At 44.7% G+C, this 20,713-nt stretch carries 21 protein-coding genes; 6 read left to right on the top strand and 15 right to left on the bottom strand.

The annotated features are described in order from the left end of the window. Positions 1-6: 6 nt before the first annotated feature. From P5G61_RS27035 to P5G61_RS27025, 3 genes are all read right to left on the bottom strand, one after another. The gene (locus tag P5G61_RS27035; protein WP_301249322.1) at positions 7-909 is read right to left on the bottom strand and encodes a hypothetical protein; all 903 of its coding nucleotides are present in this window, start codon (positions 907-909) and stop codon (positions 7-9) included. 381 nt (positions 910-1,290) lie between these two features. Then, positions 1,291-2,022 carry a nuclease-related domain-containing protein gene (locus tag P5G61_RS27030; protein WP_301249321.1) on the bottom strand — a complete coding sequence of 244 codons (732 nt, stop codon included), beginning with the start codon at positions 2,020-2,022 and terminating at the stop codon, positions 1,291-1,293. A gap of 277 nt (positions 2,023-2,299) precedes the next feature. Then, positions 2,300-3,211, bottom strand: coding sequence for an NAD(P)-dependent oxidoreductase (locus P5G61_RS27025; protein ID WP_301249349.1), 912 nt, complete (start codon positions 3,209-3,211; stop codon positions 2,300-2,302). A gap of 178 nt (positions 3,212-3,389) precedes the next feature. Here P5G61_RS27025 and P5G61_RS27020 point away from each other — a divergent pair, with 178 nt between their 5' ends. From P5G61_RS27020 to P5G61_RS27010, 3 genes are read left to right on the top strand one after another with little or no spacing between them, the layout of a single operon-like run. Further along, on the top strand, positions 3,390-4,523 hold the full coding sequence (locus P5G61_RS27020) for an endospore germination permease (RefSeq protein ID WP_301249320.1): 1,134 nt from the start codon (positions 3,390-3,392) through the stop codon (positions 4,521-4,523). Continuing rightward, positions 4,483-5,985: a spore germination protein gene (locus tag P5G61_RS27015; protein WP_301249319.1), complete on the top strand. Its 1,503-nt coding sequence runs from the start codon at positions 4,483-4,485 to the stop codon at positions 5,983-5,985. The genes P5G61_RS27020 and P5G61_RS27015 overlap by 41 nt, the downstream gene beginning before the upstream one ends. Next, positions 5,982-7,145, top strand: coding sequence for a Ger(x)C family spore germination protein (locus P5G61_RS27010; RefSeq protein WP_301249318.1), 1,164 nt, complete (start codon positions 5,982-5,984; stop codon positions 7,143-7,145). The genes P5G61_RS27015 and P5G61_RS27010 overlap by 4 nt, the downstream gene beginning before the upstream one ends. A 98-nt stretch (positions 7,146-7,243) precedes the next feature. Here the strand turns inward: P5G61_RS27010 and P5G61_RS27005 are convergent, their stop codons facing one another. The 3 genes from P5G61_RS27005 to P5G61_RS26995 are packed head-to-tail and all read right to left on the bottom strand — an operon-like array spanning position 7,244 to position 9,421. Beyond that, positions 7,244-7,618 carry a hypothetical protein gene (locus P5G61_RS27005; RefSeq protein ID WP_301249317.1) on the bottom strand — a complete coding sequence of 125 codons (375 nt, stop codon included), beginning with the start codon at positions 7,616-7,618 and terminating at the stop codon, positions 7,244-7,246. Between the two features lie 30 nt (positions 7,619-7,648). Beyond that, entirely contained in the window at positions 7,649-7,942 is a 294-nt protein-coding gene (locus tag P5G61_RS27000; RefSeq protein ID WP_301249316.1) for a WXG100 family type VII secretion target, read from the bottom strand. A gap of 36 nt (positions 7,943-7,978) precedes the next feature. Further along, complete coding sequence (locus P5G61_RS26995) at positions 7,979-9,421, bottom strand: hypothetical protein (protein WP_301249315.1); 1,443 nt, start codon at positions 9,419-9,421, stop codon at positions 7,979-7,981. A 141-nt stretch (positions 9,422-9,562) separates the two neighbouring features. Between P5G61_RS26995 and P5G61_RS26990 the strand changes: the two genes are divergently transcribed. The 3 genes from P5G61_RS26990 (at position 9,563) to P5G61_RS26980 (ending at position 11,599) form a co-directional block, all read left to right on the top strand. After that, on the top strand, positions 9,563-9,841 hold the full coding sequence (locus P5G61_RS26990) for a hypothetical protein (protein ID WP_301249314.1): 279 nt from the start codon (positions 9,563-9,565) through the stop codon (positions 9,839-9,841). 356 nt (positions 9,842-10,197) lie between these two features. After that, entirely contained in the window at positions 10,198-10,728 is a 531-nt protein-coding gene (locus tag P5G61_RS26985; RefSeq protein WP_024628910.1) for a hypothetical protein, read from the top strand. A gap of 538 nt (positions 10,729-11,266) precedes the next feature. Next, positions 11,267-11,599, top strand: coding sequence for a hypothetical protein (locus P5G61_RS26980; protein WP_301249313.1), 333 nt, complete (start codon positions 11,267-11,269; stop codon positions 11,597-11,599). A gap of 84 nt (positions 11,600-11,683) precedes the next feature. On the opposite strand, the gene P5G61_RS26975 is transcribed toward P5G61_RS26980, so the two are convergent. The 9 genes from P5G61_RS26975 to P5G61_RS26935 all read right to left on the bottom strand — a co-directional run bounded on the left by P5G61_RS26975 (position 11,684) and on the right by P5G61_RS26935 (position 20,677). Further along, positions 11,684-11,965 (bottom strand): hypothetical protein, encoded by a 282-nt coding sequence (locus P5G61_RS26975; RefSeq protein ID WP_301249312.1) that lies wholly within the window; start codon positions 11,963-11,965, stop codon positions 11,684-11,686. Positions 11,966-12,191: 226 nt separating this feature from the next. After that, the gene (locus P5G61_RS26970) at positions 12,192-12,764 is read right to left on the bottom strand and encodes a hypothetical protein (RefSeq protein ID WP_301249311.1); all 573 of its coding nucleotides are present in this window, start codon (positions 12,762-12,764) and stop codon (positions 12,192-12,194) included. Positions 12,765-13,129: 365 nt separating this feature from the next. Then, positions 13,130-14,233, bottom strand: a complete 1,104-nt coding sequence (locus tag P5G61_RS26965; protein WP_301249310.1) for a toxic anion resistance protein — start codon at positions 14,231-14,233, stop codon at positions 13,130-13,132. Positions 14,234-14,248: 15 nt separating this feature from the next. Continuing rightward, positions 14,249-14,971 carry a hypothetical protein gene (locus tag P5G61_RS26960; RefSeq protein ID WP_301249309.1) on the bottom strand — a complete coding sequence of 241 codons (723 nt, stop codon included), beginning with the start codon at positions 14,969-14,971 and terminating at the stop codon, positions 14,249-14,251. Between the two features lie 149 nt (positions 14,972-15,120). Beyond that, positions 15,121-16,161: an ATP-grasp domain-containing protein gene (locus P5G61_RS26955; RefSeq protein WP_301249308.1), complete on the bottom strand. Its 1,041-nt coding sequence runs from the start codon at positions 16,159-16,161 to the stop codon at positions 15,121-15,123. Continuing rightward, positions 16,158-16,985: an HAD family hydrolase gene (locus tag P5G61_RS26950; protein WP_301249307.1), complete on the bottom strand. Its 828-nt coding sequence runs from the start codon at positions 16,983-16,985 to the stop codon at positions 16,158-16,160. Before P5G61_RS26950 ends, P5G61_RS26955 begins: the two co-directional genes overlap by 4 nt. After that, a complete protein-coding gene (locus P5G61_RS26945) occupies positions 16,982-18,133 on the bottom strand; it encodes a cysteine protease StiP family protein (protein ID WP_301249306.1) in 1,152 nt (383 codons plus the stop codon). The genes P5G61_RS26950 and P5G61_RS26945 overlap by 4 nt, the downstream gene beginning before the upstream one ends. Before the next feature lie 11 nt (positions 18,134-18,144). Continuing rightward, on the bottom strand, positions 18,145-19,545 hold the full coding sequence (locus tag P5G61_RS26940) for a phosphoribosyltransferase family protein (RefSeq protein ID WP_301249305.1): 1,401 nt from the start codon (positions 19,543-19,545) through the stop codon (positions 18,145-18,147). Beyond that, on the bottom strand, positions 19,481-20,677 hold the full coding sequence (locus tag P5G61_RS26935) for an HpcH/HpaI aldolase/citrate lyase family protein (protein WP_094937152.1): 1,197 nt from the start codon (positions 20,675-20,677) through the stop codon (positions 19,481-19,483). The genes P5G61_RS26940 and P5G61_RS26935 overlap by 65 nt, the downstream gene beginning before the upstream one ends. Positions 20,678-20,713 lie beyond the last annotated feature (36 nt).

Raw genomic sequence — 20,713 nt, 5'->3', positions numbered from 1 at the left:
TCACATTTATTTGCCGTAGGTCTGTTCCAGTCGTTCTTCTTCATTGGTGGATAGCAAAATGTTGAGCAGCCCCATCGTGTTATTCGCTTCCGTTCTGGCTGACTTATACATCTCGGCAAATGCCGCCTCGTCCTGGACCGGATCGATAGCAGCCAGCTTGCCCCATACGTTGCGGGCTTTATCGTAGAGTTTCGTTAAGGTGATGTCATACGTATGCTGCGCGACAGGTGCCATCGAGTCGAACTCCGCTGCCGTCTTGAAAAATTCCATCGAGTCCGTAAAGGTCTGACTTGTGTAATCCTTGTTCTTCATGGCGTCCTCCGTGAGTAGCAGCGCCTGACGGGAGATAAACAACGTCTTGACCATGGCACGCTCCAGATTGGTCGCTTCTTCCCATGATACATAGGACACTTCTGGTGCCTGAACGGTTGTGAAAAAAGGAAAGGCATCATCAATCAATCGTTGTGAATCGGAATGGATCGGAATGCCTGTGTTCATGTTCACTACTGCATCACTGTAGTTGGCAATATTAATATTTTTGGAGCCTTCTTCACTGACCCGTCGCACCGGATGATCCTTAATCGGAATCCGAATATAGCCAAGCTTGTCGGCGTACTTCTGCTGTAACTCTTGGAGTGTGGAATCCAAGCCAATCTTGCCTTCATCTGATGAAGACCCTGTTGCAGCGGAATTCGAGGATGTGTCCGCAGCGTCAGCTTCATTCGTATCTGCTGACGACGTTTCAGTCGTTGATGTGTCGGCGCTATGGGTCGCTGTGGCTAAGGCACCAGCATCCTGGGCAGAATCCTTCGTTGCTGCTTCCTTTGCCCCACCACCACAGGCGGTCAGAACAGCTGCTAAGCTGAAAATGGCTGTAAACATCTTGATTCTATGGTTCCATCTCATCATGTAATCTTCCCCTTGTCTTATGTATGTATCCGACTACGTTAACCTCTACTTTACTGCATGAACAACCTGGTTCATAAATGCCATTTCCGATAACATGGATTATTCAGCATATAATCTGGTCTTTATTTTATCATAAGTTAAATACTGGGTGTATACGACAATATGCCTGCATCCTTATGTAAACCTCACCTATAACCTAATTTCACGAACAAAAATAAAAAACACGGTCATCCCTGAAAGGACAACCGTGTTTATGTGTATCCTGTGTACTTCATTACATCCAAACTTAATATCAAGTGGTAGACCGAAACGAAGAGTACAAACCAAAACCATTGCATTCCAATTCGTCGCACGTAATTGATGCAACAGGTTCAGGTTCCTTTATTTGATGCCTTTGGCCTTCTCCATATGCTCAGCCCGGATCTGGGGATCTGTGGAATTGACTGCGGTCAACAAGTTGTAGATCGCCTGAATATCCTGCTCTTTATATAACGTTTCGGGGACTTCAGCCTCAAGTCTTTCCGTTTTGCGCAGAATGGTCTCCACCAATTCATGATCATAGATAATCAGTTCATCCGAATTGACATAACGCACAGCGGGATCAACGCTGATCCGGCAGCGATTGGTGAAGGTCACCATCGAGACGAGACGTACTCTTTTATAATCACCAAGATGGGCCTGAATGGCCTCTACATGTCCCCTGTGCTGCATCAGTGGGTTATACATCTTGATTCGGCTGCTGCTAACGGTCCAGTTAGCCTCTCTTCGGCCGCCGCGGATCTCACCCGTCGTCAGGTTTCTTGTCTCAATGACAAAGATTCCCCGGGGACCAATGACGACATGATCAATCGATGAATAGCCTGAGCGGGACTTGGTATTGGCAACGAGCAAATCATTGAGAACTTTGTATTCACCAGGAAGACCATGCAGCTGCTGGGCAGTACTTGGTTCCTCTGGCTGACGGGTCCAATCCCCATCCGATTTTGCTTTGCGCCGACTGCGGACCATACGTGTAGGAATAGGCGCCGTTGACGGCAAAGATGAAGCGGAAGCTGTAATCTGGTTGGCAAGCTCTGGTTGTGTCTTGAACAGAGACAGGATTTTTTTGAACATGGGCAAGCTCCGTTCTATATAGTGTGAGTTACAGGTGACCGTTAAGGGGTTGAGATACATCCTTGCACATCCATTATGTATACTTCTATTACTTATGTCGGATAAAGAGGGGCAAAAATAAAGGGAAGAGGACCAAAATTCCGCGGATTAACTAAAGTATATACGATTCTTTAACCAATACTGTGACTTTAGACGCATACGAAAAGGGAGAATTTTAAAAAAACAGCGCATCCCTTTCTATATGAAGAAAAAGAACACGCTGTTTTGGTTGTGACAATTATGCCTGTAAATAGTATGTGTAAAGCACCTGTGTACCCTTCTCATCCAGACCGTTCCTGGAGATTTCCTGATACAAGGATTCGGCCAGCGCCAGTCCTGGCGTCTTCATGCCCATGGCTTTGGCGGATTCGAGAGCGATACCCATGTCTTTGATAAAATGTTTCACATAGAATCCAGGCTCATAATCGCCTGTGATCATACGCGGACCAAGATTGCTAAGCGACCAGCTTCCGGCTGCACCGGTAGCGATACTTTTCAGCACATTCTCCGCGTCCAGACCGGATGTCTTAGCATAGGCAAGTGCCTCGCATACACCCATCATGCCTGAAGCAATGGCGATCTGGTTGCACATTTTGGTATGCTGTCCTGCTCCCGCCTTGCCTTGCAGCACAATATTGGTACCCATCTGCTCGAACAACGGACGAACCGCTTCAAAGGCCTCCGAACTACCGCCAACCATAATGGACAGTTTGGCATCCCGTGCTCCAATATCTCCACCGGAAACCGGTGCATCCAATGCATGCAGTCCTTTGGCTTCAGCGGCTTCATAGATACGTGCAGCGAGCAGCGGACTGGATGTAGTCATATCAATTAGGAAAGATCCTGGTTTGGCGTTCGCCACGAGACCATCTTCGCCGAGATAAATCTCCTCGACATCCTTCGGATACCCCACCATCGTGATGATGACATCACACTCGGCTGCCAGTTTGCCTGGTGTGTCATGCCATACGGCACCTTCCTTCACCAATGCTTCCGCTTTGGCGGCCGTGCGCGTATAGACATGCAGCGGATAGCCTGCCTGCTGGATGTGACCTGCCATGCTTTTGCCCATCACGCCTGTACCGATAAAGCCAACTTTCGTCTCTCCAGGTGCCTTCGTCATTCTGGTCATCGTAGGTTTCCTCCTTATTTCTCTATGCTCCAGTTGGAACTTGTCTTCTAAACTTGCTATATCTGTATGTTAATGCTTTCGCGCGCGGCCGTCTATCTGTTTCCGCATTTCTGTCCAAAAACAATGAAACAGGAATCGAAATCCCATATGTTGTACAACCTAACGGAAACTTCCTTGAACGGAAAGGAGGATTCCCATGAGCCGTGAAAAGGGAGAAATCACGATATGGCTGTCCTTTTCCATTATTTTGTTAAGTGCAGGACTTGTATGCCATGTTCTATCCATTCCGGCGATTCTGGATTATGCAGGCAGAGATGGATGGCTATCGGTCGTGGCTGCTGCCCCTTTCTTCATGTTGTTTCTATGTATGATGTTTGTGATCATCCGACGGGTACGCGGACAGCGTTTGACGGACTGGATTACGCGGGAATTTGGTGCAATTCCTTCATGGATTTTCCGCATTACTGCTTCAATTTTGCTGCTTTCACTTGGCTCACATACCCTATATGAAACAACGAACTGGACGGTATCCACCTACCTGCAATTCACCCCACCTTACGTGCTCGCAGGCGGCGGTGCACTGGTTGCTGCTTGGGCGGCTGCCAAAGGCATACGTTCCATTGCCATGACCTCCAGCCTTTTGCTTCCCTTCGTGATCCTGCTTGGATACTTCGTGATGTCAGCCAACATGAAATATAAAGACTATGGACAGCTGTTCCCGATTATGGAATATGGTACCGGTCCTGTCCTGAGAGGCATGATCTATTCGCTTGCCGGACTGATGGAAATCTGGATTTTGATGCTGTTTCAACATGATATCAAAAGCAAAATTCGCTGGTGGCATCTTCTGCTGCTCGGGCTATTCATGCTCACTATGGCCATTGGCCCAACGTTGGGAGCCATCGTTGAGTTTGGTCCGGAGGAAGCCGCGAAACAACGAAATACCCCTTATGAGCAATGGAAGCTGGTGAATATCGGGAAATTGCTTCAGCACGTGGATTTCCTATCCATATACCAATGGCTGAGCGGTTCTTTTGCCAGAGTGGCCATCTCTATTTATCTTATTGTGGATCTGCTCAATTTTCGCAGACCGAAGAAACGGTACATTGCTGTTCTCATCGTCACTTTCATCATGTGCTCCATAGCGGTCCAGTGGTGGAGAATTGATTACGTCGACTATTATGTAAACCATATCCAATTTCCCGTCATGCTGGCTTATGTATCTGTCGTCACCATCCTGTTGACCCTGGCCGCACTTATTCACAAAAAAGACAAGGAGGCTCCTGCTCATGCCGCTCAAAACCACACCAAAGAGCCCTCATCGGACTGAACCATTCCGGATCAATCAGCATAATCTAACTACCTTTTTTGCCGGATCGGATGACGTCATTATTAGCAGGCACATGATGGGGGAGTCTCCCACACAGATTATCATTGTGTATTGCAGTGGTATGGTGGACAGCAAATCCATCTACGATATTATTCTTCCCGAATTGGCCCGTACCTACGAGATTACTCAGTTCGTTCGTACATCGGATATCGAGAAGTCCATCTCCCTTCAATGGTCCCGGATGGATTTACAGGACCCCGCATTGGGAACGGACCTTATGTCCCTGCGGGTATTTGAAGGTCATCTGCTCATTTGCATCCCTTCGCTTCAATCGATGTGGAGCATGGATATATCCAACATTCCTACCCGTTCGCCGGATGAATCGACTACGGAGGTATCCATCCGCGGAGCCCGTGATGGCTTTATCGAACGCCTGTCCGTTAATATCGCTTTAATTCGTACACGGCTGCGCACAGCCGAACTGGCCTGTAACATCGAATTGATGGGTTCGCGTTCCGTGACCAAGGTAGCCCTGATGTATATCAAAAATATTGCCAATCCCGAGCTGATCGATGATGTCAAGGATCGGCTGCGCAAAATCGACACGGAACGAGTCATGACCGCCAATGAACTGGAGGAATTATTGTCTCCTTCCAAAATCACGTTGTTTCCGGTCACCCATTACACAGGCAGACCCGATTTTGCAGCGGAATGTCTTCTGAACGGCCGCTTCATCCTCATCGTGGATGGCAATCCCAGCGCCATCATCGGCCCGGTGAATCTGTTTCTCCTTCTCAAATCACCCGAGGATGCCAGTTTTCCGTTCCTTCCGGTGAATGTGGGCCGCATGCTGCGCTTTATCGGGCTATTGGTGACCATATTCCTGCCCGGCTTCTATATTGCGCTGACTTCATTTCATATGGATCAGCTGCCTTTTCCGTTGGTGGCCACGATCTCGGTTGGACGAATGGGGCTGCCCATGGAGTCCGGGGTTGAGATGTTTCTCATTATGCTTCTCATGGAGCTGTTCCGGGAAGCGGGAGTAAGGCTACCGAGCGCCATCGGTCAAACGCTGACCGTTGTGGGCGGATTGATTATCGGGGATTCAGCCATCCGTGCAGGGATGGTTTCCCCGCTCATGATTGTCGTCATTGCCGTAACCGTGGTGGCCGGGGCTACTATTGTGAATCAGGTCTTGACCAGTTCTGTTCTGATTCTGCGCTTTTTCTGTTTTGTACTGGGGGCATCCCTCGGCATATACGGGTTCATTCTGTCCATCATCCTGTTCCTGATCTACCTGACCGATCTGAAATCGTTCGGCATTCCTTATCTGACGCCGCTAAGTCCGCTTCATTTCAAACAGGCTGTGGCCTCCTTATTCAAGCTGCCGAAGGGATGGCTGAAACGCAGACCTGTCTACCTGGAAACGCAGAATCCGCGCAAGGAAGGGAATGATCAATGAAGCGGCCTATACAACGATGGTTGCTAGGGCTACTAAGTCTCTCTCTTTGTTTCGTGACCAGCGGGTGTTGGAGTGCATATGAGATTCAACAGGTGGACTATGCCAAAGCGATTGGGATCGATTATAAGGACGGAATGTACCATATGTATGTTCAGAGCATGGACTTTGCCAGTGTAGCCAAAAGCGAAAGTTCAGCCAAAACGGCGGAATCCCCGCCGGTATGGGTTGGACATGCATCGGGAAAAACATTGAATCTGGCTGTAAACGAGCTGTTCCGAAGTTCCCAGCTTCATATCGCCTGGGGGCATGTGACCGCCATTGTTATGGCCGAAAGTATCCTGACAAGCAAGCATATCAAGGAAGTGTTCGACATGCTTGGACGTTTCCCGGAATCACGTTACACAACCTGGGTGTACGGCACTCGCGATCCGTTGGAAGATATTCTGAGTGCCACGTCGATCTTCAATATGTCGCCGCTGGACAGCATTCTGCATAACCCTCTTCCCTCATTTCTGGAAGAATCTCTGTTTCCTCCGGTGCTCAGTTTCAAACTCATTGCTACACATAACGATGCATCCACGACAACCTATCTGCCTTGCATCGCCATGAACAAGGAGCATTGGTCGCAGAACAAAAAAAATCATGAACTGTTTATCATTGACGGCGCTTTTTTTGAGAAAACAGGGGATGACTTTGAATATTTGCCCCATAACAAGCTCTCTGGTTACCACTGGCTGCTTAAAGATATGCGGCGTGCGCCATTGATTATTGAAAATGAAGGAACCATTTACGGTGTGCTCAGTGTCGGCTTGCCCAACATCAAGATTGTTCCTGTCGTTCGTGGAAATGAGGTTCGCTTCAACATTGATGCCAAGTACCTGACCGCCCTGTATGAATATCTCACCCCTATTTCCTATGATGATATGGTTCAAATTAGCGAGAAAACGTTACGGGATCAAATCTTGCAAACATATCGCGCAGGTCTGCAAAAAGGGGTTGATATCTATGGACTTCAGGAGAAGCTTTATCGCAAAAATCCGAGCCTGTGGCGTAAGTTATCCAATGATGGCTCCAAGATGATCCTTACGGAAGATTCCATTCAGAAGCTGAACATTCATATTACGATTCCATATACGGGTAAATTCCGTAGGAAGGTGTAACCCTCGCAACAAAACAAATCCCCTGCCGTATTGAACGGACAAGGGGATTGTTTGGTTGATGATGCGATTATTTTGCTTAGGGGGTGAGAAGGGTTTTCCTATTTCGAAGCATTCTGCCTATAGTACTCCATTATTCGCATGCGTGTGGTCAGAATCAGGGTCTGTGGCAGCAGCACCACAAATATAAAAAGCGGCACAATCAGCACTAGATGAGCGGCAAAATTTTCTGCGCCAAACGATGGTTTGGGAAGCTCAATGAAGTACCACCAGCACGGAATGGCAACCAGCCAGGTCAGTCCGGTAGAGATGAACAACTCCTTCACCCCGCTCCACAGAAAGCAGAACAACGCAAAAAATACAATTGGAACAGCCCAGGAATCCAATATTGGCCCCCAGCTCTGGAAGACAAAGATAATGGCAGGATACAGAAGATTAATGGTCCAGCGCCAGATTGGATTGTGGTAGATAAACATAATACCTCCTTGCTCGGCAAGTAAACGCATTTAATAAGGGGACTGAGCTTTACGTATATCTTCGCGGTCTGCCTCTTCCATTTTCCTTATATATCGTTCTAATTGCTCTTTATGTGCTTCTAACTCAGCTAATTTGGATGTAGTCCCTTCAAGAAATGTCGACATTTTTGCAGACAACTGTACTGCAGACTCTCCCTTCCAATCTTGCAGCCTCCCATATATGTTTCGCATCTGCTTTTCCTGTTGAATCAAGCGTTGCTGCAACTGTTCACACTGATGGATCGCTCTTCTCAGATCTGACAGAGAGACAGATATTCTCCCCATATGTACACCTCCTGTACGTTCATTGAAGCTAAACTATCATTGATCTGCCAGAATAAAATCCTGTCTTTTCCTTTCAATAAAATCTGCGATATCTGTAATTGATTCCTGATACCACCGATTGATCCGCTCCAACGTTGCCGTAGCATCATAGGCTATAGGAGTAAAGGATTGGCTCTCACTAGTTGAAATATGTGCTTGAAACATCTGAATTGAGGAACGCGCATCATTGGCAAAACCATGTAGACTATCCCGCATCTGTCGAGCAGCCTGTCCAAGCTCCTCAGGTGTTAACTGAATGGTGCTACCATGTCGGTCGCCAACATAGTACGCTGGGTCTTGTCTATTCATATCGACCGGACTTATTCCCAGTACTGACGCCGCGAGTTGGCCGAACCCTCCCATTGCAGAACCATGTTTCTCAACGAGCGTAGTCATGACTTCCTTAAACACTTCTCTCGCCTGCAACATCTCTGCATAGTTTTCCACTCTAGGCTGGCCTTCCACACGTTGCCCATCCATCGTATACAGTGTATTACTTATGTTCCCTTTTCCATCGAAAGTAAAATGATCCATACTATGCGTTCTCTGACCAACTAGCATGGAATCCAAAAACTTAGATAGCACACTCTGCTCTCCCGATATGGAAGGAACACGGACAAATTCAAACGACCACTTGTTACCAAACAGTCTTTGTTCCCACCACGTCTCCCGAGGTATCGGTAAGAACATAGGAATCATCTCGTATTTATTAGCATCTTCAAAAGTCGAATTGATATAATAAGTAGCACCGACATGCTGCTCCGCGCTTTTCACACCAGAACCTACAGAATCCCCTGGATGGACATAGGCCACATTCGTTTTCAGATAATCTCCGTTGCGAACCTTCTCTTGCAAATCATCAGGAAGCAAATGTACAATACTTGGCGGATTATAACTTGCTGAAGATATTCCATTACGAATCGCGACATATTCTGCCTGAGCTCCTCCTAGTGAGTGACCAGTCGTGGATATATCAGATTCTGGGAACTCTTCCTTGACTTTATCATAGAGGTTCATTGCCTGAACAAACTGATTATTTTGGTACCTGGATTCAGCTTCAATAAAAGGCATTTGTTGCTGCAGTGGTAGCGTCGAAATCTCTTCCTTATACTGCTCCATGTAATTGTGAGTTTCCTCTAAATTTTTGGTTCGATTACCCACAACATCACTTAAATCGGTCTCCCAGTCGGTTAATACACTCCATTTGGGACGATCAGGCGGTTCAGTTCCCCTATAACCAATAATTACTTGATTGTGATCTTCATTGTAAAAAACTGAAGCATCAAATCCCGAACCATTCGTATCGTGAAGCATTGCCCCCTTGGGTTCGACTATTGTCCAACCTGGAAGATTCTCGTTTTTGTATCCGGATGATGGTAAATCCCGTTTGTATACCTCATCCGCAATGGTCCAATAGGTCTTATCATTTATGTATGTCATGATCCCCCACCTTGTCTATTACAATAATTTGTATTAAAGTGTCTTTAGAGTTTATTTCCATAAAAGGAGAATTAATGCCCTATGAAAATAAAACCCGTAGCTCTGATCTTACTTATTTTTTTATTAGGAGGATGTTCAAGTATGTCTACCTCAGATAAGCAAAATATTGTAGAAACAGCTACACCAATAAGTGTTCAGTACATAAAGCAGTACTACAATGCGGACTTTATTGTAACGAGTCATGATATTGATGATCCTTCCATCCATTCACGGCTATACCTATACGGTCATATAACAGGACATGAGGATGAACGTATTACTGTTTCCTATAATTATGATACACAGGAGGTTCTCAGTGTAGAAGGACCAGGCTGGTTTATCGATAGCCGAAATCCGAAAAAGGAAGCACCTTCTTTCTGAGAAAAATCTGCAAAGAGGTACACCGATGTATTTTACACTTCGTTAGATTAGGACTGGGAGAGAACATCCCGGTCTTTTTTTAGTTGTTAGATGAAGTTGAATTGCAAAAATCATCTTTGTTTATATCTATTCATTATAAATCAATATCTACATACCCGAAAACATATGCTTACAAAAATAAGCAGAAAGTCTGTACTTTTAAGCTCAATGAGCCAGATATATGGATTGCTTATAGGACGTTCTTACCAGTCTCATCAGAGATATGCTTATTTCTGGGAAAGAAATGAAGAAATTAAGCATGATTATGGATATTATAGCTCATACTACCTTCAGGAAAATATTGAAGGAGTGACAACATGAGATTAAAAAGTATCTTCGCCGTTGGAGCCGTGTTAGCTTGCTCAACTCTGTTGTGGGGCTGTAGTAATGGCACTACGAATAATGCGTCCCCGCAGCAGAATAACACGGTCCAATCGGAGAGTTGGAGGGATCCCAAACGACTGGAAGCATCGCATCTGGAGGCTCTTGAGCGGATGGAAAAAGATCATATCCACCGGATGGTTTCGCTTAGTGCAAGTACTGATGGCGACAAAGTGATGACAACGCTTGAACGTTCTAGCCAGAAGCTGGAGGAAATGAGACCCCTCGCTGAAATGCTCCAGCACGAAGGCCACCCAACCTTATTACAGCGAATCCAGGAGATGTCTGGAGATATCGAAAGCTCCAAAACCGTGGTTGCTGAGATGAAACAATTACCACAGGACGGCAAAATCAAAATTCAGTCTGAAAACTCCGATTCTTTGCATCACATCAGCAGTTTTCACGATTACCACCAGTACGTGCAAGAGAAGATTCAGACTTTAAAGAAGGATGTTCAAACACATTAAACTATAATGATGACTTGAATGATGTCCATTTATACAAATTCAAAAACAAACAAAAGTTAGATCGGAAGGCTAATTCCTATCTAACTTTTTTCTTGTGAACAGGTATGGACATGTTATTCCTCAGCTTGCTGAAACTGATTATTTTCCAAATCCAAAAGTTAAAGTATATTATATAGTGTTAGATTCAAATACATAGGAGGTAGAAAGAATATTCTAAAAAAATGCATATCAATCATACTTTTACTCATATCTGTTTTGTTGGGAGGATGCAATACCATAACAAATCAAGGCGAGATTATTGAAGAAGCAACTCAAGTTGGGCAAAATTATTTTATAGATCAATACAGTACAGAAGTGCAGTTTACTGACCATAAGTTCATGCCAAAAGACCTTAGCCACAATATAAGTTAAGCGGACATGTCAAAGCAAATAAAGATACTGAAATCACAATTCTTATCAATTATGATACTTTCAAAGTCCAGAATGCCATTGTTCCCAAAGAGTTACTTAATAAAAAGAAAAATTAAGGAGTAATGGAGTGAATAACTTCAATAAAAAACATCTTACATTAGCATTCTTATTTGTATGGTTCAGTCTTACTTTCATCGTACTAAGCGGATGTATGTCAAGTGAACAGAAAGACATCCTTCAAAAAGCCGAAAAAGTCAGTCTCACTTATTTTAAAGAAAACTATGGGATTGATGTAGAATTCACAAATCACAAATTCATTCCGGCTGACTTATCTCATACGGTATCATTAACAGGACATGTGAAAGGCAACAAAGATCAAGAAGTATTCGCTATGGTTGATTATGATACCTATGAAATCAGAACAGGCTCAGTGCCTGATAATATCAAGCCTCTTAAATAAATGGATTTATTTCTTACTGAGAAGAAAGATATAAGTGCATCTTATACTAATCCGGTAAACTGTATTCCAAACACTCATCTTGGTTCATTCCACCCACAAGGAGACCCATATAAATATACTGAACAACACAACTGGCATAAGCGCCCCAGTGGCTAACATGATCCAAAGTGTTGCTGGCTTTACATCCTGAACGTACCGATCAAACCTGCGGAATCGTTCTTTCCGCCATCGAGCAAACTTAATTTGCCTGATCATTTGCTTCAATATTTTATACCGCTGCTTTCCCTCCTCCACTTCTTCCAGTGCACATCGCAACTCGTCATACAAACGGGCCTCTTCCTGCTCAGCCACTGTGCTTGTCGTCATTTTTCATTCCCTCCCTACGAAAATATATGAGAATTTAGGCTTCGGCGCACAGCTATCCACAACGATGCCTAAATCCCAGTCCCTATCCTATCAACACGTTAATGATCTTCAAAGTTTGAAATTTCACAAGAAAAAATATACACCAAAAAGCCCGGGCAAGCCTGGACTTGGTTTACTCACTTATTTATTCTTCTGATTTGCTTGCTAATATATCGGATTCACAACTCTACCATCTTTTGCTATTGAAATCTCCCATATGATTATCGTTGATATCCCCCAACTTATCAAACGTATTCTTGTAGATCCGAATAATCGATTGAACCTTACCAAAATCAGCATCTTCTGGTCCAATACCTTCCATAAACATTCTCTGAATAATTTGCTGGAAAAATTCCACTCTTGCATGGATCTGCTGCTGCTCCAGCTGAAGAATCTCTTCAAAACTATGATTTTCTATGTAATTCATCAGACCATCATCATCCTGATATGGCCGATCGGCAATTCGACGGTTTAATTCGAACTCTTCCGGTTCGTCGTCCGGTTGAAGATTTACGGTAGTTCGTAAATGGGAAAGCATAATCTTTTCTTTTGCAAGCATGACATGAAAATCCTTATTCTTCAGCAATTCCGCTACAATTAGGCTGCACATCTCCCGATTTTCGATAAGAATGCCGTCAAAAGGATGCAATGTCCAATTCCCATTGGACCAAAACAAATTAAAATTAAAAAACTGACTGCCGTATTTGTACTGAATGTTAATCTTAGTCTCATCAATAATCTCGAATGAAAATTCCAGCATGTTGAGTAAGCTCCTTCACACACTTCCAAAGTTTACCTTTATTCTATCAAACGCTCTTGAAAAAATACAGAAAATTAACAGTCATTCAGCTCCGCAATTGACTCAGCTTTCTCGCTACTGGCGACAATGATTAATACACAGACAATACCGATAATAACGAAGGTAAGCATAAATCTACCCCTTTCCTATGAAAAATGCACCATTCTGTACTTACCAGATTGTATGCAGGAGAGTTCAATGTATGCTTATTATTCCCGGGTGAGTATCCTTATAAACCAAATTTTATACTAACGTGAGGCTTTCTAAATATCTATTCTATAAATGCAAAAAGAGACGCCGCGGCGTCTCTGCTTCACAAAAAAAGATTAATCCAAATAAGAGCTCAATGAATTGGCATCAGGTTGACCTTTACCTTGAATGGCTGCAGCCTTCGGAGCCTCCAGTCCCAATCTCTCACTCATGCCTGCATTTAGTGCAGTCATCTTGGTTGTATAGTCATTGCAACTCTCGATAATGCGGCGATTGGACTGCTCAGACAGATCAAGGGCGGACATCAAGTCTCCGATTGCCTGATTGACGGATTCAATAGACATAGATGGTTTGGATAATAGGTCATTGGTCTTCTCCGTTGTGGTACGCAGCAATCTCGCATTTTCCTTAAATTGATCTTCTATTGTTTTGTTCGTGGCTTCCACAGCCGAAATAACCTTCTCCTGATCATTCAAAGCCATAGCAATCATCGCGGATACCGTAATCAGATTAGCGGTCTTGTCTATGGCGTTATTAACGGAATCAATTAGTTTGTCATTGTTGTCATTAATAATATCTGTCGCCGCAATCGCCTGATTATACAACATGATCATTTCGGTCATAGATTGTGTACGTGTAACCACTTTGCGCAATCCTCGCTCCAGATGTGCTTTACGGTTCTCATTTTCTGGCTTGGCAATCTCTGCCTCAAACAACCCTTTAAGCTGATTACCGAAAGAAATCTTCGTCTGTAGATTGTAAATCTCCTGGATAGAAGACCGTTTCAGCTGACGCATGTTAACGATACTCTCTTCCAAATTGTCCTTCCCATCGCGTAAACCGTTGATAATATTATCAATGTTGGTTCGAACAGATTGGTAACGATAAACATAGTTCTTCAATGGACTTTTGCGGAGTAACCGCCCCACAAAGCTAACATTTTTACTTTGTTGCAGACTTTCACACTCATCACGCAATTTCAATATCATGCTCGACACTTCAGCCCGGTTGCCAGACATTAGATCATTTACAGGACGATCCAGCATTTTTAGCGTTTGACCGGCCTTTTCCTGAGTTCTTACACCCAGCTTTCCTATATCATCCATTAGAGTATCCAGATGAACCACATCACTCTGCGATACCTTCTGAATCAATTGAGTTGCCTCCTGGTTAATCCGCTGCTGGTCATCCTGTTTTAATTGAACATATTCCGTTGCCATACTCAACCATGCCTCCTATAATTCGGAGCTATTATATCTTTGATGAATAAGCTCTGCTTTGTTCTGAAGCTCCAATAAATCTTTATGTTCTATTGTAGATACAATCTCGGAAATTTTTGAATCCACATCTTTCAATCCGTTTAATAACATCCGTCGGTTTGTACGCTTGGCTTCTCCACTCAGACGGAGGAATGGATTGATGAAACCATTTAGATCCTTCAAAACCAATCTGCGCAACGTATGGTTAATATCACCATTGTTTAGCTCCTTTAGTGCCGGAATGACTCGCTGTAATCTGGCAAATAGAGCTAACGATTTTTCGACAATTTCATTGTCCAGTTCATTTTTTTGCCCCTCAGAGATCACCATATCTTCCAACACTTCGAGATATTCAATGACAGGTCCAAAAACGGGGTCCTGCTCAAGCTGATCCTGCTGATGTCCCGGTACCATTGACTGTACTCTCTTATCGGATTTCTCATCCGTGCGTGGAACGATAGACTGCTCATGAGTGGTTCTCTCCAATTCTCCACCATGACCTTGACCTTTAACAGACCGTTGGGCAGCACTTGATGTTTCAATTTGTTGTTGTCGTTGCTGTGATGGAATCAATGCGCCCACCATTGTAGCGAGAGCAGGAATCGCCCATGAGACAGCTTCTGGAACAAAGGGACTGCTTGCAGCTGCTAGACCATAACCAATCAGCGCTCCCAATCCAATTTTTGTTTTGCGTAACATCTTCATCCTCCTGCCTGTAACAACACATTTGTATACAATGAACAAATGAAGACTACACTTGATCACTTCGTTGCTGTGTAACTTACAAGATCATCTAAATCGTATTGTAAAAAACCAGTCAGAAGGTGTCAATGTTTGGAAACTAATGTTTAATGGTTCATAACCTTCTGTGCATCCATAATGAGTGGCTGTTCTACATGACTTGCCAATATACCGTATTGAGGATAGAGAGGCCCCACCTCATGTCCCAGAGCCAGCTTCACAGCCAGATAAGGGAAATTGATTCCCGATAGACAGGATACATGTAGTCCTCCGGACATTCGTGGATTGATCTCCAGAAGTTTCGGGGTCTCCTTGCGATACTTCATCTGGATGTTAAAGTTATATGGAATACGATAAGCAGCAGCGACATCACTAGCAACTTTCAATAGTTCAGTATGCTCTTCAAGCCTTCTTAAACGCCCACCTGCTTTGCAGCGAGGGACAGCCGCCAGTAGTTTCCCTTCGCTGTCGGCTAGACAATCAATACTGTATTCATAACCTTCAAGGCGTTCCATGACCATAATATTTGGAAAGGATTCCACGGAAGAAAATGCACGGAATGCATCCTCAAAAGAGATACGGTTCTGGGTATGCCCGAACAACTCCTCTAGCGGATTGCGACTGTTATCGATCACCCTAAATCCCATCCCACCTTCACCGTTACATGGTTTGAAACACACCTCGTGCCCAGAGTCGGAGAGTACGTCATAGGCCTGTTTGAACTGTGATGCGTTGCTAACGGTGAAATAATCCGGGATGCTCAGAATTCCCAACTCACGCACGGATTCATAGAAACGATCCTTCTCCATCAATTGTTCCAGTAATTCCGTATCCGTGCAAACCAAGACTTTGGTTCCGATCTCTTCAAAGAGATCAACATGCTTGCTGATGTCCAGCATGTGGAGACGCGGAATAAATACATCGATCTGATGTCTACGGCAAAAATCTAGACAGAAATCAACATACTCTCTTCCCTTAACCTTCGGCTCCACTTCAGCATGGTCACAACCCTGAAGCGCCATGTTGTTCGGATCCGAATGCGTGCCGTAGATTTCGAATTCTAAACCATCTTCGTTGTTTCGTATCAGATTCATATAATGAAACGCCACCGAAAACCAACGATTAAAATAAATACGGGTCTTTTTCATGAGACAGCATCTCCTATCGCAACTTGATGTGTAGAACGGACATATTCCAATATCTCGTCGGCGGCAAATATACCGGATTTTTCGGTAAATCGGTAAGGGACCAACTTTGGATTTCGCTGTTTCTCCCGGTAAAGCTCACCATGACGTGGAGCAATAGCATAATCTGCAAAGTCGAGTAGAGAACGGTCCAATAGAGAATCCCCTGAAGCAATAACAGGCACATTTCCGATCTGATGTCGAACATATTCAACCGCAGCCCTTTTGTTCACTCCAGAAGGAACAAGGTAGAGCTTGCGCCCTTGAATGGAAGCCTCCCATCCTAGCGACTCCAAAGCCTGAATCTTCTCTGTGACTTGCTCTATTGGCATACGATCACGGTGGATCACAAAGGCAAAAAACAACTCATCACAGAGTCGCTCCCCCGCGACCCAGTCGCTATTTAGCACATCGCTAAACATCTGTCTCACCTCAACTGCTTCAGCCGAATGCTGTTGAAGTTGAGAACGGACATAATCATTCCAGGATTGGTCCACTTCCCCCTCAATGAGAACATTTCCCCCATTGCTGGTTACCGCATACGCGGGAATTACGTCCTGCTGAAAAATCTGAATGCGCCGGTACTGCTCTACTGTTCGTGTAGTTACAGGCATAAAAATGATATCCTCGGGAAGGGCTTTGAGCCGATTTAATGCTTCGTCTGACATAAAGGCTGATAATTCTCCGCGAATCCATTCGGCTGGAACTATTCCTGAGGCATCATCGGAAACCCCCATTGAACGGCGGGAATAGATCAGTGTCTGATCCAGGTCACTTGCATAGATCATTCGCTGCCCTCCCGTACAGATTGAATTATGCCGCAGCATGAATAGCTCAATCCGGGAAACACTTCAACGGGGACTCCCCGGTCTTCCGCGAGCAGCATAATATGTTTCAAATTGGGGTTGTTCGGGCGATCTATTAGGATTTTCCAAGGTACACGACGCAATAGTACGCGTGTAGTCTCTCCAATCCCCGGCTTGATCAGATTTACGTCTTGGATATCGAATGCATGTTGGATGGATTTGATATCCTCCATTCCCTGCCAAGTCACTTCTAGGGTATGAGATAGCGCTTCATCTGCTTGGTGTGATGCCTCTTGTTCCACCTTGGAGAAGTAACTTGCCACCTTGTCCACAAAAACAGTCGATAGATCGGAAGAAGCCCACTCCTTATACCACTTGGCCCCATGGAAGTCATCTGGCCCAATGAGGTCATCCCGTAGTACGGTCCGGCTCATCAGACCCGACACTGTCGAGTTCAGACATGCGCTTGGGATCAAATAATCTTCTCGGGTGCCATAGGTTGCCGAGCATTGCCCCGGATCAGCCAACACCGCAAGATCATCATCCAATTGGACACCATAACGTTCATTCAGGCTTTCACAAGCTTCCACAAGCACTTTCCTAATAGCTCCCTTACCCGTCCAACCATCGATAAATTGAATCGGTGCACCCACTCCATGCTGTTGCCAAATATATAGAATGGCGTTCTCATCAATTCCTTTTCCTCGGATAATGGAAATACTGTAATGAGGCATATCCACGTTATATTTCATGGAAATGTAACGTTTGACCAGAATGCCAATTGGCGTTCCGGCTCGAGCGAGTGAGACCAGAACGGTATCCAAGCCCCTCTTGCGCACGATCATCTCTGCTACCGTGGCGGCAGCTATAGCTACCTTCTCCGCCGACTGGGCTAAAGTGTCGTGAAATAACTCAATATATTCATCCGTAGGGTGATACTCAACGGGTAGCATTTCCGAGTAATGCACACCCGACTGAATGGCGTGTTCACGCTCCCCGGTCTCTTTTTCCAAATGAATGTTACTTAAATCCTTTAGCAAGAAAACAACATCGGATGGGTCATAACTGCCCAGTGGCTCAGGTGGTTTAATCTTGCCCTTGATCATGCTTTTAATTGTAGATAGATTCATAGCTTGTCTTCTCAGTCCTCCTGTGGAGCACCGCAGTACACCACGTAAATTTGCTTGCATCCGAGTTGTGACAATACATCCAGCATGGGCTGCATGCGTTCTTCAGACATAAGTCGTTCCATCAGTACAAAAATCTCATCATATTGCCCTGGTGTTACATTGTAGATATAATTCCGGACAGTCGGATCTTCTGGAGAAGCGTATCCTTCACCTGCAGTAACCGCATATCCCGGACGATTCGCCGTATGGATTGGACTTCTAGTTGTGGACTGGTACATGACCCCGTCGCCCATCTCAGCTGCAATTCGCATTGGAATATGCATAAATTCCCCTGTACCCATGACAAGGGTTCGCTGGCCTTTCCTTTCCCCCCGCAAAATGGCTGCGATCCTAGAAATACCGGTACCCAGAACAGAATTATGACCTGAATGAATTCCGAATCGTCCTGTATACCGAAGATAAGGAGTCGACCAACGATTCCCCTCCGAATCCGCAGATACAGCGGCCCATGGCTCCAGTTCACCTGCTACTGACATAACACTTATCAACGATGTGGGTTCATTTACTAGTTTCTCTGTAGAAGCATTGATGGATGGTTCACCCATTACCTTAATTTTACCTTTTAACAAACTTAATGGAGTGATTGTTATTCCAAGTTCATTTTCCAGTGCAGAGAATCTCTGCTCATCTGCATCTGTGCGCCAATCTAACAAAGAAGCTATATAGTATTGTTTACGTGGATAAGTGCGCTGGATATCACGAATAATGTTCAATGTTGTATTGCCCGTTGTGATCTCATCATCAACAAGGACAAGAGGTCCACCTTCTGCGAGTGATCTGGAGTCCAATGCGTAGCAACGATGAGACATGGCATGAGAATGCTCTTCCTCGAATTGAATATCAGGCTCAATGTCAAGCAAGTACTCTCTTGTGGAATGAATATACGTTGCATGCTCAGCGAACAATTCGTACATGCTGTGTCCCAGAGCGGTAGCTGTCTCGGCGAAACCAACGAATTTCACCTCTTCAGGCAAAGGCATCTCAACATTCATTAAATACTCATAAGCCTCACGGGCTTGATCCGGATCTATCAATCCGCTAACCATTCGTTGTTTCCATACCGAAATACGCTTGTCTTCTCCGTGACTTAGATCTTCAAACAGAAGAACTGCTAGGGCAGCCCCGCTTAATAGCGAGGTATATGGATTGACGGCTATATGCTTGCCAAGCAACTTACTAACAAAGAGAAATGATCTTTTTTTATTCAAACGGGCCGCCATGGAGAACAGATTCTCCAATGGGATCTCCAGAGGATTGTGCGTGGCCTCAATAGTGACATTGAACTGATCAAGAATAGGAAACGTAAGTTTGTTCGTGTTTGGGCAGGAGCCCGACAAAATGCTGCTGTTCATGTAACACCCCATATATTTGTGATCGGATTAAAATTCGTTTAGCCCAACTCAAGTGCGGCTTGATCTCGTTCATTTTGTTGGTATACGTGCTCTTGAAAACGCCTAGACTCCCGTCGTTACGGGCTACAATACCCTGTGCATCCATGAATTCTTCATGAGTGACGACATACATCGCCTGAACGGGCTTGATATGTGTCGGATGAATGATTGTTTTTCCCACAATGCCGTTCTCCTTGTCCATCATGACTTCACGCATTAGTCCATCCATGGAGTTCGTAATATATTTCATTCTGAGATTCCGACCCGTCTTACCCAGTGATTCCTCGAATGGCGTTTGTCTTAATTGTGGCTTGAATACTCGTTCACGTTGGCTAAAATATTCCCAGACCGGACCGGATATCACATATCCATTGTCTACGCGTCCATACAAATTGATGATGTCGGATATGCAGTCACGTATGGTTGCAATATCATAAATGGTAAGTTCCGGACTTCTCCTCAGTCCAAAGAGGCTTGAGAAATCCGTCGCTCCGATCCGAATGTTCAACACATAATGTGCATACTCATCCACAATCTGTTTCAACAAGAGCAGTGTATCCCAGCGTGTCTCTCGGTAAATCACTTCCGCCGTCTCCAAAATTGGCATGGCGTATAGGATCGGATGTGCGCTATCTTTCTGTTGATTATAATCGTGAACAAGCTGCAAATAAGCACGTCCATTTTCACAGTCGAACTTTGGCAACGCAACACCTGTCAACAAGGACATTCGTTCACCTAATATTTCAAAAAGATGTTCCAACTGCTTCGGGGATCTCACCCGGACAAAAAGCAAGGGCAATCTGTTCGAAGACAACATTCCCGTCTCCATGTACTCTGCTACAAGTGTAAGTTGCTGGACCAGACATTGTTCCGCAAATTCGACTTGCTCATCTCCTACAGCATCTTCCAGATCAATAATGATGGTTGTGAGTCCTTCATGTTTACCGTTCATAATATCGTCTGCAATATGCGGACGGGTGGCTGGCATGTACAAAGCAGCCCCAACAGCGTATGCCAGTATTTCTTTGGAGGTCCGATGACTAAACGATACGGGCGAAGAAAAAAACAGTGCTTCTTCCTCCTCTGAATTCAAAAAACTAAAATATTTCAGGTTATTCTCCTCCTTGCA

Source organism: Paenibacillus vandeheii, from assembly GCF_030433635.1.
GTDB lineage: Bacteria > Bacillota > Bacilli > Paenibacillales > Paenibacillaceae > Paenibacillus > Paenibacillus vandeheii.
This window is presented reverse-complemented; position numbering and strand designations above follow the sequence as displayed.

Coding starts and splice junctions, on each gene's coding strand:
- P5G61_RS26985 (WP_024628910.1), top strand. CDS start 10,198: ATGAGATTAAAAAGTATCTTCGCCGTTGGAGCCGTGTTAGCTTGCTCA.
- P5G61_RS27005 (WP_301249317.1), bottom strand. CDS start 7,618: ATGTTTATCTACCACAATCCAATCTGGCGCTGGACCATTAATCTTCTG.
- P5G61_RS27030 (WP_301249321.1), bottom strand. CDS start 2,022: ATGTTCAAAAAAATCCTGTCTCTGTTCAAGACACAACCAGAGCTTGCC.
- P5G61_RS27035 (WP_301249322.1), bottom strand. CDS start 909: ATGATGAGATGGAACCATAGAATCAAGATGTTTACAGCCATTTTCAGC.
- P5G61_RS27010 (WP_301249318.1), top strand. CDS start 5,982: ATGAAGCGGCCTATACAACGATGGTTGCTAGGGCTACTAAGTCTCTCT.
- P5G61_RS26990 (WP_301249314.1), top strand. CDS start 9,563: ATGTCTACCTCAGATAAGCAAAATATTGTAGAAACAGCTACACCAATA.
- P5G61_RS27000 (WP_301249316.1), bottom strand. CDS start 7,942: ATGGGGAGAATATCTGTCTCTCTGTCAGATCTGAGAAGAGCGATCCAT.
- P5G61_RS26950 (WP_301249307.1), bottom strand. CDS start 16,985: ATGATCTATGCAAGTGACCTGGATCAGACACTGATCTATTCCCGCCGT.
- P5G61_RS26995 (WP_301249315.1), bottom strand. CDS start 9,421: ATGACATACATAAATGATAAGACCTATTGGACCATTGCGGATGAGGTA.
- P5G61_RS27020 (WP_301249320.1), top strand. CDS start 3,390: ATGAGCCGTGAAAAGGGAGAAATCACGATATGGCTGTCCTTTTCCATT.
- P5G61_RS26965 (WP_301249310.1), bottom strand. CDS start 14,233: ATGGCAACGGAATATGTTCAATTAAAACAGGATGACCAGCAGCGGATT.
- P5G61_RS26975 (WP_301249312.1), bottom strand. CDS start 11,965: ATGACGACAAGCACAGTGGCTGAGCAGGAAGAGGCCCGTTTGTATGAC.
- P5G61_RS26955 (WP_301249308.1), bottom strand. CDS start 16,161: ATGAAAAAGACCCGTATTTATTTTAATCGTTGGTTTTCGGTGGCGTTT.
- P5G61_RS26940 (WP_301249305.1), bottom strand. CDS start 19,545: ATGAACAGCAGCATTTTGTCGGGCTCCTGCCCAAACACGAACAAACTT.
- P5G61_RS26970 (WP_301249311.1), bottom strand. CDS start 12,764: ATGCTGGAATTTTCATTCGAGATTATTGATGAGACTAAGATTAACATT.
- P5G61_RS26945 (WP_301249306.1), bottom strand. CDS start 18,133: ATGAATCTATCTACAATTAAAAGCATGATCAAGGGCAAGATTAAACCA.
- P5G61_RS26960 (WP_301249309.1), bottom strand. CDS start 14,971: ATGTTACGCAAAACAAAAATTGGATTGGGAGCGCTGATTGGTTATGGT.
- P5G61_RS27015 (WP_301249319.1), top strand. CDS start 4,483: ATGCCGCTCAAAACCACACCAAAGAGCCCTCATCGGACTGAACCATTC.